The organism is Dyella mobilis, assembly GCF_016904945.1.
Classification (GTDB): domain Bacteria; phylum Pseudomonadota; class Gammaproteobacteria; order Xanthomonadales; family Rhodanobacteraceae; genus Dyella_B; species Dyella_B mobilis.
The window spans coordinates 88,130-106,480 of record NZ_JADIKF010000038.1; the positions used below are offsets into that span (position 1 = coordinate 88,130).

Annotated in this window: 11 protein-coding genes; 5 read left to right on the forward strand and 6 right to left on the reverse strand. The window is 60.2% G+C overall.

The window, feature by feature from the left end:
- Nucleotides 1-6: 6 nt before the first annotated feature.
- Together ISS99_RS08025 and ISS99_RS08030 are read right to left on the reverse strand one after the other, a co-directional pair.
- The gene (locus ISS99_RS08025; RefSeq protein ID WP_204631093.1) at nucleotides 7-5,736 is read right to left on the reverse strand and encodes an RHS repeat-associated core domain-containing protein; all 5,730 of its coding nucleotides are present in this window, start codon (nucleotides 5,734-5,736) and stop codon (nucleotides 7-9) included.
- A gap of 61 nt (nucleotides 5,737-5,797) precedes the next feature.
- Nucleotides 5,798-6,583, reverse strand: a complete 786-nt coding sequence (locus ISS99_RS08030; protein WP_204631094.1) for a hypothetical protein — start codon at nucleotides 6,581-6,583, stop codon at nucleotides 5,798-5,800.
- 246 nt (nucleotides 6,584-6,829) lie between these two features.
- Here ISS99_RS08030 and ISS99_RS08035 point away from each other — a divergent pair, with 246 nt between their 5' ends.
- Both ISS99_RS08035 and ISS99_RS08040 read left to right on the forward strand, forming a co-directional pair.
- Entirely contained in the window at nucleotides 6,830-7,975 is a 1,146-nt protein-coding gene (locus ISS99_RS08035) for a glycosyltransferase family 9 protein (RefSeq protein ID WP_204631095.1), read from the forward strand.
- A gap of 162 nt (nucleotides 7,976-8,137) precedes the next feature.
- Complete coding sequence (locus ISS99_RS08040; RefSeq protein WP_204631096.1) at nucleotides 8,138-8,953, forward strand: sulfotransferase family protein; 816 nt, start codon at nucleotides 8,138-8,140, stop codon at nucleotides 8,951-8,953.
- Nucleotides 8,954-9,222: 269 nt separating this feature from the next.
- Here the strand turns inward: ISS99_RS08040 and ISS99_RS08045 are convergent, their stop codons facing one another.
- From ISS99_RS08045 to ISS99_RS08060, 4 genes are all read right to left on the reverse strand, one after another.
- Nucleotides 9,223-10,773, reverse strand: coding sequence for a glycoside hydrolase family 30 protein (locus ISS99_RS08045; RefSeq protein ID WP_204631097.1), 1,551 nt, complete (start codon nucleotides 10,771-10,773; stop codon nucleotides 9,223-9,225).
- Between the two features lie 280 nt (nucleotides 10,774-11,053).
- Nucleotides 11,054-11,440: a hypothetical protein gene (locus ISS99_RS08050; RefSeq protein WP_204631098.1), complete on the reverse strand. Its 387-nt coding sequence runs from the start codon at nucleotides 11,438-11,440 to the stop codon at nucleotides 11,054-11,056.
- An 87-nt stretch (nucleotides 11,441-11,527) separates the two neighbouring features.
- Nucleotides 11,528-11,896, reverse strand: a complete 369-nt coding sequence (locus ISS99_RS08055; protein WP_204631099.1) for a VOC family protein — start codon at nucleotides 11,894-11,896, stop codon at nucleotides 11,528-11,530.
- Between the two features lie 107 nt (nucleotides 11,897-12,003).
- Nucleotides 12,004-12,384, reverse strand: coding sequence for a VOC family protein (locus ISS99_RS08060; RefSeq protein WP_204631100.1), 381 nt, complete (start codon nucleotides 12,382-12,384; stop codon nucleotides 12,004-12,006).
- 344 nt (nucleotides 12,385-12,728) lie between these two features.
- Here ISS99_RS08060 and ISS99_RS08065 point away from each other — a divergent pair, with 344 nt between their 5' ends.
- The 3 genes from ISS99_RS08065 to ISS99_RS08075 all read left to right on the forward strand — a co-directional run bounded on the left by ISS99_RS08065 (nucleotide 12,729) and on the right by ISS99_RS08075 (nucleotide 18,223).
- Complete coding sequence (locus tag ISS99_RS08065; protein ID WP_204631101.1) at nucleotides 12,729-14,471, forward strand: peptide-N4-asparagine amidase; 1,743 nt, start codon at nucleotides 12,729-12,731, stop codon at nucleotides 14,469-14,471.
- A 345-nt stretch (nucleotides 14,472-14,816) separates the two neighbouring features.
- Nucleotides 14,817-17,669, forward strand: coding sequence for a TonB-dependent receptor domain-containing protein (locus tag ISS99_RS08070; RefSeq protein ID WP_204631102.1), 2,853 nt, complete (start codon nucleotides 14,817-14,819; stop codon nucleotides 17,667-17,669).
- Nucleotides 17,670-17,926: 257 nt separating this feature from the next.
- On the forward strand, nucleotides 17,927-18,223 hold the full coding sequence (locus tag ISS99_RS08075; protein WP_204631103.1) for a HigA family addiction module antitoxin: 297 nt from the start codon (nucleotides 17,927-17,929) through the stop codon (nucleotides 18,221-18,223).
- Nucleotides 18,224-18,351 lie beyond the last annotated feature (128 nt).

Sequence of the window (18,351 nt, forward strand, 5' to 3'; positions counted from 1 at the left end):
CTCCTTCTATTGACCGCCGGCAGGCGGATAGTAGCTGGTGCGAAGTGGCAGGCCCAGATCCGATCGTATGGGGTTTTCTACCTGACGCACGTCGTCGCCGAGCGGATCATTGGCCGTCGGATTATCCGGACCGTATGCCCAGGCATGCCCCAATTCGTGGCCCAGCAATACCGGTAAGGGAACCGGCTGCATGCCATCGGTTGTCGGCACCAGCGGAAGGTCGCAGATATCTACATAGATGATGTGATCGTTGTCGGGGCAACCTTCATACGAGGGTGAGCAATACTCGTCGTTGTCCTTGTTATCGGTGGGCTCGATTTTGTAGACCGTGGCGGAGTTCTCCAGGTCCGTATCCATATCTCGTGCCGTAGACGAATTCTGGTTCAGGTAGGCATAGGCATTCATGAGCACCTGCGCCGTTTGCGGGTCGCTGGCCACCACCTTCACTATCTGGCCGGAAGGATCAACCCCGCCAAGCGGATTCCCGCCCACGTAGGCATACGTACTGGGGCCTGCGCGCAAACCCAATGGGTCGCTTTCGATGTACCGCCCGGTGCTCGAGTCGTAATCGCGGTGGACGTTGTAGTTGAGGCCCGTTTCCAGATCGTAATACTGGCCAGGAAAGCCGAGATTGAGAATGTAGCCGTTGAGACTGGTGGGCGTTTTCTCATTCCACGGATTGCCCTGATAGGCATTTTGCCATTCGAGGTTGCCGCCGCTGTCCGACACCGCACGCGGCGTGCCCATTTGGTCGGCAACGATGTAGTTGATGCCAAGGTTCTCGCCAGGCACCTGACAAAGCAGCGTATTGTTGGGACCGATCGTGCAGTTCTTGTAGTGCGACGGACCGCTGCCACTGGCTCCGGTGTCCACTTCGGCAACCGGAATATCGTCCATCCAGACGTAGTCGCGGATGGTCGCTCCGTATTCGGCAAGAAGCTGTCCGGTTTCGTTGTAGTCGTAACGCTCCGTCTGGCTGCCCGCTACTTTCTGAATACGCTGGCTGAGCGCGTTGTAGGTGTATGCGCCCACCGTGCTGCCCGCGAGCTGCGCCACCACCATGCGATTGCGATCGCTGTACCCAAAGCCGTAGGTATTGCCGGCTTCGTAGATCGCCGTGGTGTTGCCATCCGCGTCGACGGCTCTGGCAGCGTTGCCCGTTGCAATCAACTGATGCGTACCCGTGTTGTAGCTGTAGGTGCCCGTCGCCAAACCGCTGCCGGCCTTGCTAAGGCGATCGCCGGTCGCGTTGTAGGTGACGCTTTCCAAGGTGCTGCCATTCGCCTCGGTTGCGGCGGTCAATCTATATAGCGGGTCGTAGCTATACGTCTCCGTTGCCGGGTTTGCGCCAGGTGCGTTGCCCACCGCGGCAATGTCGCCCACGGCGTCCCGCGCAACGTGCAGGTTGAAAGCCGGACTGGTCAGATCCGTCAGCCGGTAGTTCTCGTCATAGTTGCGTACAACCTGCTGGCCATTGCCCAGGGCGTAAGCGCGAACCGGCCCGAACGGCTGATATACCACGCCGCCGACCGCCATCGTGGTGGCGCCGCCTGTCTGGGTAACGTTGACCCCCTGGATGCGACCATCACCATCGCGCACGTAGTTGACCACGGTACCGCTGGGATAGGTAATGACGCCCACGCGACCACCCGGGCTTACGGCATACAACGTCGTATCCTTGGTGCCGCCGACGGTCTGCTGTTTCTGGATGACGTTGCCACGCTGGTCGTAGCAGTACACGGTCGTCACGCTGTTCTCGATAATCCGCGTCAATCGCCCTATGGGATAGCTGACGGTGCACCCGGTCATGCTGTTGGAATCGTCGTAGCTGTAGATGATGTTCTGCGTGGTATCGGGATAGCTGGTGGTGAGAAGACGATTCAGCGGATCGTACGTGCTGGTGGCGGTAATGCCCTTGGCATCGGTGCTCGTCAGTACATTGCCGACCGCATCGTAAGTGTGGCTGGTGACGCCGGTGTCGGGGCTCTTTCTCTGTACCAACTGGCCTACGGGATCATACGTATATGACGTCACCAGCAGACTTGGATCGCTGACCGTCAGCAGGTGGGAATCCTGATCATAGGTGTAAGAGGTAGTGGCAACCGGCTGACCGCTATCGGATGCCCCTTGCGCGACAGCGAGCAAATTGCCGATCGCGTCATAGGTGTTGGTCGTGTGATGACCCAATGGATCGCGGGTGTCCTGGAGCCGGCCATTCACATCGAAAATGCGGTTTGTTGTATTGCCATAAGCGTCTACCTGCACGCCAGGCTCATTGTCAACGTCGTAAACCATCGACTGCTGCCAACTCGGCGTCGTACTGCCGGAGGCGGTTGCGGTGACTTGGGTGCGATTGCCTACGTTGTCGTAGCTGCTGTTCTGGGTATTGCCCAGGGCATCGGTCACCGTGATGCGACGATGATCGGGATCGTAGGCGTAATTGGTCGCAACCCCATCGGGGTCGGTCACCGTGGTCACATCCCCGATGGCGTCATACGCATAAGTTGTCGTGGCATCTCCCGAAGAGGGGCTGCCACTGGTATTCGCGCGTACGATGCGTGAGGCCAACCAGCTTTGCGGCGTATAGGTAAAGTTGGTGATGATTCCGTTCGGGTCGGTACTGGCGACCAACCTGTCAAACACGTCGTAGGTGTACTGGGTCACCTGCCCCATTGCATTGGTGCTGCTGGCACGCACATCCGTACTGGGGTCGTAAGCGACGCTGCTCACGTGGCCAAGGGCATCGGTGACGGATGTCACACGTCCTTCCAGGTCGCGCTGCCAAGACGTGGTGTGGCCGTTGGCGTCAATACGCGTAGCCAGTAAGCGGTTCGGATAATACGTGTAGTTCGTCGCAATGCCCAACGGATCGGTTCGCGTGATCAGGTCGCGCACGCCATCGTAGAGAAACCTGGTGGTATGACCGTTACGATCGGTGATCGCACCAATATCCAGCTTGTTCCAATTGATGAGTACGGAGCTGCCGTCGGGGTATGTGGTCTGTATCGGCCTGTTCAGCGCATCGTAGCCGTAATGCGTCGTGCGATTCATCGTATCCGTGACGGACGCCAGACGCCCGACGGGATCGTAGGTATAGGTAGATACGCCGCCGTTCGCATCCGTCGACGACTGCAAATAACCCTGTGCATTGTAACTATAGGTAGCTTCGTGACCGAGCGCATCGGCGCTGGTGAGCAGCTGGCCGGCGGCATTGTAGGTATACGACGTCGTCGCGCCGGTTTGATCGACGTGGCTTACCACGTCGTGAAGGTTGTCGTAGGCAAAGCTTTCGCTCGTGTGGTAGCCGCTGCTGTTGCTGCGCGTGATCGCCACGACGTCTATCTGGTTGCCCGCATAGGTGTAGGTGGTAGTGAGGCCAGACGGGTCGATTGTGCTTAGCAGGTGCCCATAGCTGTCATAGCTGTTCTGGGTAAGCTGGGTGCTGCCGTTCGAAAGCACTCGACCGATATTGGTCGGCACATTGAGCGCACCGGAACCTCCCGCTATGTCGCCGGGATGGCTGTACCAGATGCGGTTTTCAAGCGGATATTTGATGCTTTCCAGCGCATCGGACGTAGTGTACGGGGTGGACACGAACTGACCGTTGATCGCCAGGTGCGCCCAGTGATAAATCACCGCATCGGCGTAGTTTCCGGCGTCGAGTTTGTACGCCTGGGCATCCCAGTAAAAGGTGTCGCGGTCGTTGATGTAGGCATTGAAGGTCGCCATGCCCTGCGGGACCTGGCTTTCGCTGTATGGAACGCCCGCCACGCCTTCGTTGAACTCCATGCGCGACACGTTGCCATCCGGATCGGTGATGTTGATCCAGCGCTGCAACCCGGATTGCCCGGTGGCGAAGCTGGTGGTGCCGTAAGGCGTGGTGGACGCCGTGATCGACGAGGTGCCGCTGGCATAGGTAAAGCTCGACATCATGCCGATCGCATCGGTGATGCTGCTCAGCTGTCCCGTGCCGTTATAGCCAAGTGTGGCGCTTCGCCCGAATGCATCGCTGACGCTGGTGACCTGCAGAGGAAAACTGGTGTTGTCGTAGTGGAAGGTGACCACCTGGCCCAGCGCATCGGTCAACGTCGCCAGGCGATTCTGTCCGTCGTAGGCCAGTTGCACGGCATTGCCGTGCGCATCGATACGCTGGGTCAAAAACACGTGCCGCGGGTAGTAACTGCTGTTGTCACTGGCCGCGTATACATCCATGCTGCCGTCGGCAAAGCGGCGCTGATAGACCACGGGGGACGTAGACACTTCGACCAGCTGCGCGCCTGTTTCCGTCTCCGGCGAAAAGGTACCGTTAGCACTGTTGTAGCCGCTGTAGAGGCGCCCAGGGCCGCCTGGCAGATACACCATCACATTGGTGCCGGGCGAGGTCGGGTTGTCCTGCACGTAGCTCAGCCAGTTGTGCGTCCACAACGGCCCAACGTTGCCGAAGGTGAAGGTCGCAGGCTGGTCGATGTCGAGCTGGTTGTAGCTGAAGGTGATGTTGATCGCCGACCCTTTGGGCGGCGAGTAACTGAGTGGCGTGTCGCGCAGAGAAAGACTGATCAGCATCGGGCTGATGCTGTAGCTGGGCATGCCGGTTGAAGGGGTGGGCGCCGGCGCACCTGCCGCACCCGGCGTATTGCCGCCAGTATTGCCGCCCGCGCCGTTGACGCCGCCAGAAGGGCCGTCCGAGCCTGTGCACGTTTGGTTGCAACCACCGGGAAAACCATGAGGATCGTTTGCGGTGGTATAGCCGGCGCCCCGCACCGTGGCCGCTTCGTTGCGGCTCACCGACCGCTCGTTCATGGCCAACACGCGGTCAGTCGCAGGCACCAGGAAATAGCCGCTGCTTTCCGCACGCACGGCCGCTTCGGTCATCCAGAGCGAACCGCCTTCCACCGTCGGATCGGCAACGCGATAACGCCCCTGTTCGTGCGCGAGGATCGTTGCAAAATGCCCGCTCTTCCAATGCACCACCGAGGGCACGGGAATCGCGGCGTGTTCATCCTGGTGGATCGCCGCAACCGGGTGATGCACCGTGTCGGCCATGGTCACCAATTGGTCCAGGCTATAACCACGATGACTTGCATCCACCTGCAGCGCCGGCTTCGCATCCACGCGAATACCCTGGGTTTGCCATAGTGCGCGTAAGGCTATCCAGCCGCATTGAAATGCACTTTGCGGATGATGCTGCATGTCCCACACATTTTCCTCGGCCATCGACATGGCCATGGAATCTTGTACGGACATGCCAAGATGTTGCGCTGCCTGTAGCAGATTCGTCACGGCGGACTCGTGGCCGAGGCGCGCCTCCAGCGTCAGCTGTTCGCTCAGCGCTCGAACTGCAATCGGATGCATGGCTGCCATGGGCGTTGCTTGCGCCGTGATGCGCGCCAGTTCGAATGCGTGAATGGCGGCGCCGAAGCGCCCGGCCGTGCGATCGGCCAGGCCGATATCCAGCCACAATGAAGCGCGCCACGGGTTATCCGGATGCGCAGCCAGGAAGGTCTGCAGTGCTGCGGTATCACCGGCGTCGCCCGCTTGGCGATACGCCGCGATGGCGCGCATCAGGGCAAGCTGCTCGTTCGATGAAGGGGGATTGGCGGCAATCAGCGGCTCCGCGAAAACCCCGTAGCGCTGAGCATCGAGGTCTGCGTCGCGCGCATGGGCAATGGTGGTCAGTCCCACCAGAAGCAATGCGTTGACGAAGGCGCAACGAAGCAACGAATGGCGTGCGTGCATGATCCTATCCTTGTGGAAAGAACACGGGACAACCACAACGTGCGAAGCAATGAAACGTTTTTTAGAGAGAAGCTTTCGATGTGTGCTTGGGCAATAGCGATTCGACGTCGATCACCGTGCCGTTGGACAATGGCTTGAAGGTTTGCGGCGAGATGGCCATGCCATCCGGGCGACGGAAAACACCCTGTACATAACGGCCAAAACAGGCCTTGTCCTGCGCGCGGCAGATGACCGCCACGCAACCGTCAACCGACCAATAGGCGCGCGCCTTCGGGTCGTCTGGCGGTAGTTCGTGCGTGCCGAAATGCGCGGAATAGCGCACCAGGTCTCCTGCTTGCGGTTTGGCAACCGCAAACTCCTCCTGCGCCATCAGCAGCGCCAGAGCTTTGCCGTTCGGCAATGCGATGCTCACGGGTTGCAACGCGGCGTAAAAGGCGGCAGGGTCATCGGGCAGCGAGGCCCAACGCCGCTGCACCCGCATATCCTTGAAGAGTTGTTCGCTTTGCTCAGCAGATGCGGTGGCCTGGTACAGACCAATGACCACATACGGGTATTGGCCTTGCGACGGCATCGTGCAGGCATGCGCATCGCAACGGAACCGATCCGCTTGTTGGGTGGGAATGGGAAGTTTGACGGGGGCATCGCTGGCCAGAGCCGACCCCACGCATCCGTACACGGTCATTGCCATTGCTATTGCCGCAACCGTCGCCATTCCCGGACGAACACGCATTCCCTGCTCCCAGCCCCTTTGCGGTGCGTGAAAGCTACTGCATCGTCTCGTGAATTTGTCGTGAAAGCGAACCGCTGTCGGGGATGCACCGACGTATTCGAGAAATGGCGCACACAACTACCGATGGTCCGCCAAACCTCCGGAAACAGACCGCCCGTTTATAAGGTTGGCCGTACGGCGCACCTGCATGAAATGAGCGCACGTACCCAACACGCATCCAACTTTCTCGTGGCATCGCTTTGATATCGCTCACGGTGACATCACCGCGCAACAGTCAGGCTGTACGCTTGCGGATGCAACTATGCCTTCGTGCATCACTCATCTCCTGCCCATTTTATCCGGGCTGCGACCTGAGGACCGTTCATGTCGACAAAGCCTTGCCCGCTGGTCGTTCGATTCGGCCGCCTCGGCGACATGCTGTTGTTGCAGCCGCTGCTGCGGCGCCTGCACGTGCGTTACGGCAAGCCATGCCATCTGCTTGCTGCGGGTGGCGGCGCGGGTGAACTGTATCGCGGCCAATCCGATGTGTCGGACGTGATCGCGATCGGCTCGCATCACCAACCCTTTCCGATCAGCCCCACGCAATGGCAGGCGGTGCTTGCGTTGCGCGGCATGAAAACACCGTGCGCGGTGTATGTATGCGAGACGCGTCCGCGTTCGGTGCAGCGCATACGCTTTTTGTTGAAGCTGGCCGGCATTCCCGACACGCATTGCGTGTTTCTGGACGATGTTCCGCTGGCACACGATGAGCACTGGATCGAACATCTGCTGCGACTGGCCGACACCACGCCGCCGGCATTCGATGATGGCACCATCAACGCTGCGCATTCCACCAGCGCCGTGCCAGGTTTTTCCATCAGCCGTGAAGAACGCGCAGCATGCGACGAGTGGCTGGCAAGGCGCGGATTTGCCGATCGTCCCTTGGTGCTGCTGCAAGCACCCAACCGGCGCACGCAACGCTGGCGCACGTCGCGCAAGATGCACGACGACGATAAATCGTGGCCCACGCAGCATTGGACGGCACTGGTCGCGGCGATCCGTGCACGTCTGCCGGGCGCGCGCATTCTGCTTTGCGGATCGCCGTCGGAACACGCTTATCTCGAAAGCATGCAAAGGTTGATGAAGCAGCCGCACGTCGAAGTGGTCGCCAACGAATTGCCGTTGTCGCGCCTGAAAGTGCTGGCGACCCGTGCGCACAGCATGATTTCCGTCGATACCGGCCCGGCGCATCTGGCGGCCGCGATGGGGTGTCCGCTGGTGGTGATGTTCGGAGCCGTATCGCCCAGCCATTGGCTGCCGCGCAGCCGTTTGCCGGATACGGTGCGCGCTGTGCGTGCCCTGTCTGCGCAGGGGCGCATCGACGCCATCACACCCGAGCAGGTCATCGAGGCCTGGCTTTCGCTGCCCCCGTGGAAAGCGACGACCGCGAAGTCCATGGGCAAGGCGCCAAATGCCAAGCGGCCGCGCGATGCAGTGCCAGCCGATTCTCGGGTACTCGCGGATACCTGATCGACGCTGCACACGGTCGAGCACGCTCCGGGCTGCCTCGGAGCTGCCAGCTCCGGCGGGCGCCACAAGGCCTTCCGCCGGGGCCTTCCGAGGCGACGCCGATGGCGCTGGATCAACCCGCGCCGGATTGCGATGATGGCGGCCTGGCCACCGGGGAAAACCATGTCGCGCACGATTCACTTCATCTCGGGGCTGCCCCGTTCGGGCTCGACCCTGCTCGCAGCGCTGCTCAAGCAGAACCCGCGTTTTCACGCCGGCATGAGCGGCCCGATGGGCGGCCTGTTCAGCACCATGCTGGCGGAAATGAGCCATCGCAACGAGATGGCGGTGTTTATCAGCGACGAACAACGCAAGCGCCTGCTGCACGGCCTGTTCGACAATTACTACGGCCCGGAGACGGATGCCGAGGTGATCTTCGACACCAACCGCTCCTGGACCACGCGCCTTCCGGCGATCAAGACCTTGATGCCGAACAGCAAGGTGATCGCCTGTGTGCGCGACGTGCAATGGATCATCGACAGCGTCGAGCGCCTGGTCCGCAAGAACGCGTTCAGTCCATCCTCGATCTTCAACTACAACCCCGGCGGCACCGTGTATACGCGCGCCAACGGCCTGGCCGGCTCCGACGGCATGGTCGGCTATGCCTACGACGCCTTGAAAGAAGCCTTCTACGGCCCCGAGGCCGATCGCCTGATGCTGGTGCAATACGACTCGCTGGTGAAGGAACCCGGGTTGACCCTGGCCGCCATCTACGCATTCATCGGCGAGCCCACGTTCAAGCACGACTTCGACAACGTGGAATACGACGCGCGCGAGTTCGATCTGCGCACCGGCACGCCGGGCCTGCACGACATCAAGCGCCGGGTGGCGCATGAGCCGCGCGAGAGCGTGCTGCCGCCGGACCTGTTCCGCCGGTTCGAAAACGATTCGTTCTGGAAGCAGGCGGAGAACAATCCGCGTGGCGTGCGCGTTGTCTGAGGTGGTGTCCGTCGAATGGGTGTTGTCGGCCAATCCGTGAAGCGACCCAATCCTGGCGGCTCCCGCTTTTTTTCGCTCGTCATCCCAGCGAAAGCGGGGATCCAGTGACTTCGATACGGCAAAGACGCTGGATCCCGGCTTTCGCCGGGATGCTGGTGAGATTCCTTTAAGGTCTTAATCAACTTGGAAGTGACGCCGCTTTTTTTTGCAGGAATGTTCAAGCAAAAAAGCGTTGGGAAACATCAGATCCCGATCCCGCCTCGAACGCTTTACCGATGTCGCTTCCACCAGTCGATAACGCTTTGCATCCACGCGTTGGCCTGGTCCGGATTCCACACGAAAGTCGCCACGCTTTCCCGCGGCATGGTGTATTGGAAACGCGTCTTGCCCTCTTCGACGGTCACAGGGCGCTCGGTCACATTGCTGTTGACCACCACCAGTACGATCGAACCGTCGGTAGCATTCTGGAACGCCACGTTGGCAAGTCCGGTATTGACGTCGTCCTTGGTGGATTCCACCCGAACGGCGCCCGGCAGCACGAATCGGCTGAAGTGAGCGAAGGCGTAGTATTCGTCGTTGCGGCTGATGGCGCCGGTCTTCGAGTCGATGGTGACCACGCCCTTGCAGGCCGCGCAGCCGCCGAAATGCGGGCCGTGCTGCTCGTCGAGCACCAGGTTCCAGTACAGCACGCCGCGCGCCCACTGCCTGATGCCGGTTACCAGCAGCTCCCGCGTAAACCAAAGCAGCTCGCCGTTTGCCGCCGACGCCCAATCGCCCCCGGAGCACTCGGTGATATAGGCATCCTTTTGCGGAAACGCGCGATGGACGCGGCCTTGCGCATACTGGCTGCCGTCATAGCAATGCCAGGCGACGCCGTCGATATAGCGTGCGGCATCGGGGTTTGCCAGCACGCTCAACGGCTGCTCGGGTTGGTTCCAGTTGTGATCCCATTCCAGGATCTGCGTCTTTTGCGCGCGGCTTGCCAGCTTCGGGCCGAGATATTGCGCAACGATGCGCGCCCGCGTGTCCGCCGGCATTTCCATGCCGGGATAGGTGATGGGTACGAAGCCGGGCTCGTTCTGCAGGGTCAAGGCGAAGATGGGAATGCCATAGCCCTGGTACGCATCGAGGTACTTCACCAGGTAGTCCGCATACGTGCTTTCGTATTGCGGCAGCAGTTCTCCGCCGATCAGGTTTTCGCTGGTCTTCATCCATGCCGGCGCGCTCCACGGCGATGCGATGATGCGCAACCCCGGATCGATGGAAAGCACCTGGCGCACCGTCGGGATCACATCGTGCAAGGCGGGCGTGACGTTGAAATGCTGCAACTGCTCGTCGGTCTGGCCGAAGGGAACATCGTCCAGGGTGTACGGCTTCAACGAGAAATCCGATGCACCGATGGTCAAGCGCATCATGTTGAGGCCGAGATCGGGCGGAGGCCCGTACAGCTCGCGCAACAGGGCCCTGCGCTGAAAGAAGTTCAGCTTGTTCTGGATCAACCACGCCGACGAGTCGGTCATCGCCGCACCGAAACCCACCATGGTCTGAAAACGCTTCTGCAGGTCGATCACGATATCGGCCGGCAATGAATCGCGGGCGGTCATGACGACGTCGGGCTGCTGTTGCAGCTTCAGCCGGCGGTCCGCCGTGCTCAGCCACACCCGCACGATGGGCATGGTTGTCTGCTTCGGCGCAATAGCCTTGGCTTTTACCCCGACGAAGGTAAAGCGTGGCGCAGAAAGGGCCGCCAGCGTAAGCACGAGGATCAGGCCAACGGAGGCGATAACCGTGCGACGGGAGTCCGGGCGGGGCTCATTCATGGGACGCAAATCGCCCGTAGCTCGCGTTGCGGTTCACCTGGATCATGCAGCTGCTTGTTTTTCTCTGGGGGCGGAGAGCTTTTTCTACATGGAAAGCGCTCCACGGGCCAGCCCTGCTCCGCATCAGGCTTCACCGAAGAGCGCGCACATTCTCGCGAATGTTCCCGGCGAGCGATACCCATCCGATCATCTTGGAAGGACCCTGACACCGGGTTTTTCACAAACCGCCTCGACCGGGCTGCCCTGAGGGCAGTTAGCCGGCGCGCCTGCCTGTCCAGCATCAGGCCGACACGTTTTCGCGCCACCTTCCCTGTTGGATCAGCCAGAACAGCAGGCCGGACGCTGCCGCGGCCGATGCGTTAATCAGCACTTCTTTTGACAGAAGCGTCGGGTGATGGCCGATGAGCGCGCTTGCTGCAGCGCCGATCGCAAATCCCGACAGAACGCTCGTCCACCAGCGAAATGCGTTCAGTCGCGCCAATAGCCGATAAAGCGGATAGCCAAACACCAGGGTAAAGCCGAGCGCAGAAATGTAGACGATCAACAAAAGCAACAGGATGGCGATGGCATTGAACCGGGTATAGAGGATCGACTCGACGACCCCGACACCGACGATCGGTATCGGGGCTATCCAGCATCCAATGGCTTCTGCGGCGCTTCGAAACATGAAAAGTCGGCTACTTGCCACCGTCGCATTGCTTGATCATCTGTTCACCCATGCGTCCCGCTCGTGGATATCGATCCGGTGGAACGATCAGCCTTCCGGCTTGTGACACACCACTTCCACGTTGTGCCCATCCGGACCGATGACGAAAGCAGCGTAATAATTCGCATGATAATGCGGGCGAAGACCGGGACCGCCGTTGTCGCTCGCGCCTACCTCCAGCGCCGCGCGATGGAAGGCGTCGACCTGCTGGCGATTCTCGGCCACGAACGCCAGGTGAAGACGCGCCGGCTTCTCCTCGGTCTGGTACAGGCACAGTGACACCTTGCCGTCCGCGCTGAGCTCGATACCTTTCTCCCCTTCCTGCACGATCACCATGCCGAGCGGCTCGAGCGACTTCAGGAAGAATGTCTTGCTCGCTGCATAATCGCTGACTCCGAATACGACGTGATCAAACATGAGAACTCCCTGGATGTTGGGTTTGCGCTTCGCCTTGCGGTTAATCAGGCGACTCGCTTTTTAATAATCGGAAAGATTTTACTCGTTGTATGGCAAATGGATTGGCATCAGTCCCACCGGTTTGCATTTTTGGGAAACCCCGGCCGCTGTATGCGCACCACGCAGAAGCGCTGTCCGGAGGATGCCTGCATCACCACCCAGCGCTCGAGGCGATCGACCACCTGGGCACCCAGCTTCTCCAGCCGAGCCACTTCGGCGGGAATGTTATCGGTTTCAATGTCCAAGTGAACCCTGCTCTCGTGCGAAACACGCTGAATTTGCACGATGGGTTCGTCTTCCGGCGTCGCCAGCATGCGGTAGTTGCCGCGCGTACCGGGATGATCCGCATCCACCGGCCGGCCCAACGCTTCGGCCCAAAAGTTGGCGGCCTGATCGATATCCGGCGTGTTGCAATCGATGAGCACGGCGCAAAGACGGGAATGATGCATGGCTTATTTATCCTTACCGGGTGCGGGAATGTAGGGCATCCGCCGTGAAGCGAGCGCTTGCGCAGGTGCCGCGCACTATCGCCGCAGCGCGAGGCATCCGCGCCGCTCAATCATTTCGTCCACTTTTGTCACGATTCGCTGCAATGCAGATTGTGGGACGCGCGGCTCCGTGATACTACATAAAAGCTTAGGGGTTTAATCGATTTAAATGATGCCTGTTTAAATGACACCTGTGAAAGGGAGGTAGTGCCGTGCCCACCCATTTGTACTCCGCAAGAACTCTGAAACTTCCCCTCGTGCAGTGCATCCTGGCCGTTCTGGCCGCCGGGAGTTGCTCGACTGCCTTGGCACAATCCTTGACGATCGGCTCGCACAATGTGGCCGTTGCCGATCCGACCATACCGGCGCCGCCGACGACACCGTGCGTGGTTCCGCTCTACACCAACCAGTCGTTCGACAACCCCAGCGGCCCTACGCCGATCAACTACACGCCGCCCGCCGCCTGCCCCGGCCCGTGGCAGAAAGTGGTGCTCAGCATCGACATGAGCATGCTCGGCACCAACCAGTACGACCGCACCGGCTCCATCTGGCTTGGCGGCGCCATTCTCTATTTCGGCACCACGCAAGAACCCAGCGTTGCGCCGCCCAATGCGACCACCTGGCACATCGATCGGGATGTAACCGACTACAGCTCCGTGTTCACGACGGCGCAGTCCGGCCACTCCGACTTCGTCAATTACGTGGAGGGCCAGTTCGACGGCAAGCTCAGCGGTTCGGCCAGCCTGTATTTCTACCCGGTAGCGCACCGCCGCGATCACGATCGTGGTCACGACCATTTGCAGCCGCGTCCGGATGTCGTGCTTTCGATGAATGCCAATCAGGCGAACGGCACGTTTGCCTTGAACACGACCACCGACCAATACACGGCCACCTATACGGCATTGCCCAGAAATATCGAGCGCGCCTATCTGGATGTCTACGCGCAAAGCCAGAGCAACGATGAAATCTGGTACTCCTGCAATCCGAACGACCAGGGCAGCCTGAGCTTCTTCGGCTGCAACAATACGGCGTTCCGCGAAACCGAAATCAGCATCGACGGCCAGCCGGCCGGCGTCGCCCCGGTCTACCCGTGGATCTACACCGGCGGCACCGGCAACCCCTGGCTGTGGGAGCCCACGCCCGGCGTACAGACGCTGTCTTTCGTGCCGTATCGCGTCGACCTCACTCCGTTTGCCGGCATGCTCGACGACGGCAAAACGCACACGGTATCGATGAGCGTGTTCAATGCAAACGGCTATTTCAGCGTGGCGGGCAACCTGTTGCTGTATCTCGATCACGGCTCGAAGCAGGTCACCGGATCGCTCCTTACCAACACCCTGAGTGCCGCGCCTACGCCCAAGGTCGTGGAAAACCTGACCACGGACGCCAACAACAACGTGACCGGCGGAAATATCACCGTCACCTCCAAACGCAGCTTCACCATTGCCGGCGTGGTAAACACCTCGCACGGCGCGGTGAAAACCGAAGTGGACCAGACCGTCGATTTCTCCAATTCGCAGGACTACAGCCTGCCGGCCAACAGCGAAGGCGAGAACATCGTGCAGAACACGACGGTGGACTCGACCACGACGCGCTCCAACGGCCGCTGGAACGAGGTGGTGCTGCACGAGCATCGCAGCTATCCGCTCAAGCTCGACCTGGGCTTTTTCCAGCAAACCGACGGCACGTTCCAGCAATACAGCGACGTGAAGGAACAAGGCTTCCGGCAGTCGGTATTCCTGCAGCCCGGCTTCGGCATGCCGACATCGGCCTCGCTGGACAACACGTTCAAAGGCAACAACACCGTTCTCTATACCGCTACCCAGCAGTTCAACGGAACCACCGATACCTACAGCAGCCAGGACTATCGCTACAAAGACACCTTCGGCGAATGCTACAACCGCAAGATTTCCTCGAAGGACAACGCACTCACCGGTTGGGTGGACGGCCGCGGCTGCTGGCTGGGCACCAACAATCTCTCCTGGCGCGATCAGTTCTCGCGTTATGCGTCGGACGCCTATGGCGCCACGGTGCAGTTGTTGCCCTGATACAAGACAAGCACGTGTAGGCAAAAAGGGACCGCTCGCGCGGTCCCTTTTTGCTGGGACCGTCGTGGTGGATACGAGCCCTTCCCCGGGGATGACTTTTGGCCTATCCGAGATGGCGCACTGCAAGCGGGAAAACCGCGCTTGCCGCGAAATTTCCGCTTTTTTTTCCAAAACAGCGCGAGAGCCCGACAGGCTCAAGTGACATTAGTCACAGCTTCCTAAAGGTAGGGAAGCCAATTCCCTTTGCGTCTTAGTCTGTGGTGCCAAAGCACCCACGGGATCGCCCGTGACTTTCAACTAGAGAAACGAGCGCGGCCTGCCGCGCTGAACCAAGGGGAGCTACACATGATGAAGACAATGATAGCGGTTGCTATCGGAGCGGCTTTACTGGGAAGTAGCGCAGTCAGCGCACAAACGGCATCCGCATCGCAGTCCTCGCCCTCGCAGAGTCAGTCCGCCTCGACTCAGGATCAGGCATCCAACGGCAGTTCGTCATCCAGTAGCACCTCCAGCAAGAAGGCTACGCGGCTGGACACCATCGTGGTCAGCGGCTCGCTGATCAACGATGCGCAGATTCAGACGGCCACCCCGGTTTACACCATCACCTCGCAGCAGATCCAGGCGCGCGGCTTCAACAGCGTGCAGGAAGTGCTGCAGAACTCCGTGTTCGCCACCGGCACACCGGCATCCGGCCCGCAGAACAGCGGCGGTTTTGCCCAGGGTGCGCAGACCATCAGCCTGTACGGCCTCAACCCCGAGTACACGCTGACGCTGATCGACGGCAAGCCCATCACGCAGTTCGGCCAGCTCTATAACGGAACGAGCAACTTCAACAACCTGTCCAACATCCCGGTTTCGATGATCGATCACATCGACGTCATTCCCGGCGGCGGTTCGTCCATCTACGGCTCGAGCGCCATTGCCGGCGTGGTGAACATCGTCACCAAGCAGCACATGGATGGCGCGGAAGTGCTGGTGCGCACCGGCAACTATCACAACGGCGGCGGCGCCAACCAGCGCATCGCCGTGTCGTTCGGCCACGACTACGGCAAGCTCAACGTGCTGGGTTCGCTGGAGTTCGACAACGCCTCGCCGATGTGGGCTTCGCAGCCTCCTCTGACCAAGGCCAATCCCAATCCGCTGGGCGTGGCGTTTTTGCCCATCTACGTTAACGGGGCAGAGGTCGGCTATATCGACCCTCCCAACGGTTGCAGCCCGATTGGCGGGCTTTACCACGGCACCACCGGCCCGTATACGGTGAAGGGCCGTACGGGCTACGGTTGTGGCTCGCCTTATGTCGATGCCGAAGGCGTGACGCTGCAGAACCAGAGCCGCAGCTACGACGGCATGTTGAAGCTGCGCTACAACCTCAGCGACAACGTTCGCCTTTACAGCGACATCCTGGTCGACTGGCAGCAGCAGGCCTGGGCCGGGGGTCCGCCAAGATTCGGCGTTCTGGCAAACAGCGGCCTGGTCGAAGACGAGGCAGGCGATCAGATCGCACCGACCCGCAGCTTCGCACCGGAAGAAACCGGCGGCATGACGCCCTGGTTGGACACCCAGGACGACCTGATGTATCAGGCCGATATCGGCGCCAACGGCACCTTCGGCGACAGCGGCTGGGACTGGGATGTGTATTACCTGCGCTCCGGCGATCACACGCTGACCAGCAACCCGTATTTCACCACCGCAGGTGGCACCGCTTACTGGAACAATATTCTCGGGCAGTCGACTGGACAGGATGGCAACACTGGGTTGCCCATGTACAACGCCAACTGGAACCAGTTGTTTACGCCCATCACGCCCCAGCAGTTCAAGGGCATGATCCAGAACTTTGGCGGCGAGTCGAATACCTGGGTCAACAACACCCGCGTGACGCTCAGCAATAGCGAGCTGTTTAACTTGCCCGGCGGAAGCGCCGGCGTGGCGTGGATTGCCGAAGGCGGCAACTCAGCTTGGTACGAACCGGCCAATGCGGCTATCGCCTCCGGCGGCGCCTACGGCCTGGTCTCCAACTCAGGCGGCGGCCAGCGCGACCACTACGATTCGGCATTCGAGTTCAACCTGCCGTTGCTCAAGCAGCTGACCTTGGATACCTCGGCTCGCTACGACTATTACACCGTGCCCGGTGCAAGCAACCACAGCTTCACTTATCGCATCGGCCTGGAATACCGCCCGATCGACACCTTGCTGTTGCGCGGCAACTACGCCACCTCGTTCCTGGCACCCGATCTCTCTTCGCTCTACCTGGGACCGACGGGGCTCTACAACCCGAACGTGATCGACTACTACCTGTGCGACACCCAGGCCGGCGGCAAGAACTGCACGCAGAACTACACGGACTACATTCTCACCACGGAACTATCCAACAAGCAGCTGAAGCCGACCACGAGCAGCAGTTGGACCGGCGGCTTCGTGTGGGCACCGTTTACGGGCGCCAGCCTGAGCGTGGATTACCTGCACATTGCCATCCACAACGAAGTGGCGTTGCAGGATACCAACGAGCTGATGCAGCAGGACGCACAATGCCTGCTGGGCTCGCTGCCGATGAGCTCGACCCTGTGTAAATCCACCGTCGGCACGAACGGACAAAACGGCCAGGTTCAGCGCGATCCCTTTACCAATCAGGTGACCGGCCTCACGGAGTATTACGTCAACATCTCCAGCGAGACCACCAACTCCGTTACCGCCGAAGCCAAGTACGCGTTCCAACCCACCCCGGTGGGTTCGTTCCAGGCGCAGATCGACTACAACAACATGCTCAAGCATGCCTACCAGATCTACCCCGGTAGCGCGCCGATCAACATGCTCGCCGATCCGTTGTACAGCTACGAATTCAAGAGCATCGTCACCGGCTCGCTGACCTGGACCTCGCCCGACAGCGCCTGGACCAGCACCGCCTACTGGCACCGCTACGGACCGTCGCCGAACTACAACGCGATCCAATACGGCAACGGCACGCCCAACGCGGCACGCGTATCGCCCTGGATCACCTGGAACTGGAGCCTGAGCTACACCCCGCGCCAGATGAAGGGCCTGGAATTGTCCGTGATGATCAACAACATCATGAACAAGATGCCGCCGCAGGACGCCGGCTGGTACGGCAACTTCCCCTACTACAACAGCGAGAACTACAACCCGTACGGCCGCGAGATCATGCTGCAGGCCGACTGGCGGTTTGGGGGCAAGACCAATTGATGGTTTAGGTATTGAGTAGTGGTTGAATGAAGAAGCCACCGGTGAAAACCGGTGGCTTTTTTTCTGGCGAAATTTGTTCTATGGACTGACTCGGTCATTTTGCTTCTTAATGACGATGGAGCAACCTACCTACGCGACATGCAGAAAATCTGGCTAAATGCGAAACGGCGTTAGCTTACTTGGCCCATATCGTGTATCGATATACGGCATAGCCAACGATCGGCAAAGACACACAGCATCAAGACAGGAAAGCCAGCATGCCCAAGAAGCTGCTACCACCCGCGCATCCCGGCGAAATACTGCGCGAGGAATACATGCGGCCCCTTGGCCTGTCTGCGAATGCGCTGGCCCGCGCACTCGGCGTCACTCCCGCCCGTGTCAACGACATCGCCAACGGAAAGCGCGGCATCACTGCCGACACGGCGCTACGCCTGGCGCGCTACTTTGGAACCGATGCGCAGAGCCGGATCAATCTTCAAACGAACTACGACTTGGAAAGTGCTCGCCAGGAATTGGGCGATGCATTGAAGCGTATTCATCCGCGAGCCAGCTGATCCAATATAGCCAAGCGCTGCCCGATGAGCCCGCCACGGAGTCCCTAAAAAACCTTTCGCTGACGACGGCTTCCGCCTGCAACCCGCCTAGGCGCCTGCCATACGTCCAGGCGTCTTCAACCCGCCTG

Excerpts from the sequence above, each read along its gene's own strand:
- ISS99_RS08050 (WP_204631098.1), bottom strand. The coding sequence starts at position 11,440 with ATGTTTCGAAGCGCCGCAGAAGCCATTGGATGCTGGATAGCCCCGATA.
- ISS99_RS08025 (WP_204631093.1), bottom strand. The coding sequence starts at position 5,736 with ATGCACGCACGCCATTCGTTGCTTCGTTGCGCCTTCGTCAACGCATTG.
- ISS99_RS08055 (WP_204631099.1), bottom strand. The coding sequence starts at position 11,896 with ATGTTTGATCACGTCGTATTCGGAGTCAGCGATTATGCAGCGAGCAAG.
- ISS99_RS08060 (WP_204631100.1), bottom strand. The coding sequence starts at position 12,384 with ATGCATCATTCCCGTCTTTGCGCCGTGCTCATCGATTGCAACACGCCG.
- ISS99_RS08040 (WP_204631096.1), top strand. The coding sequence starts at position 8,138 with ATGTCGCGCACGATTCACTTCATCTCGGGGCTGCCCCGTTCGGGCTCG.
- ISS99_RS08035 (WP_204631095.1), top strand. The coding sequence starts at position 6,830 with ATGTCGACAAAGCCTTGCCCGCTGGTCGTTCGATTCGGCCGCCTCGGC.
- ISS99_RS08075 (WP_204631103.1), top strand. The coding sequence starts at position 17,927 with ATGCCCAAGAAGCTGCTACCACCCGCGCATCCCGGCGAAATACTGCGC.
- ISS99_RS08045 (WP_204631097.1), bottom strand. The coding sequence starts at position 10,773 with ATGAATGAGCCCCGCCCGGACTCCCGTCGCACGGTTATCGCCTCCGTT.
- ISS99_RS08070 (WP_204631102.1), top strand. The coding sequence starts at position 14,817 with ATGATGAAGACAATGATAGCGGTTGCTATCGGAGCGGCTTTACTGGGA.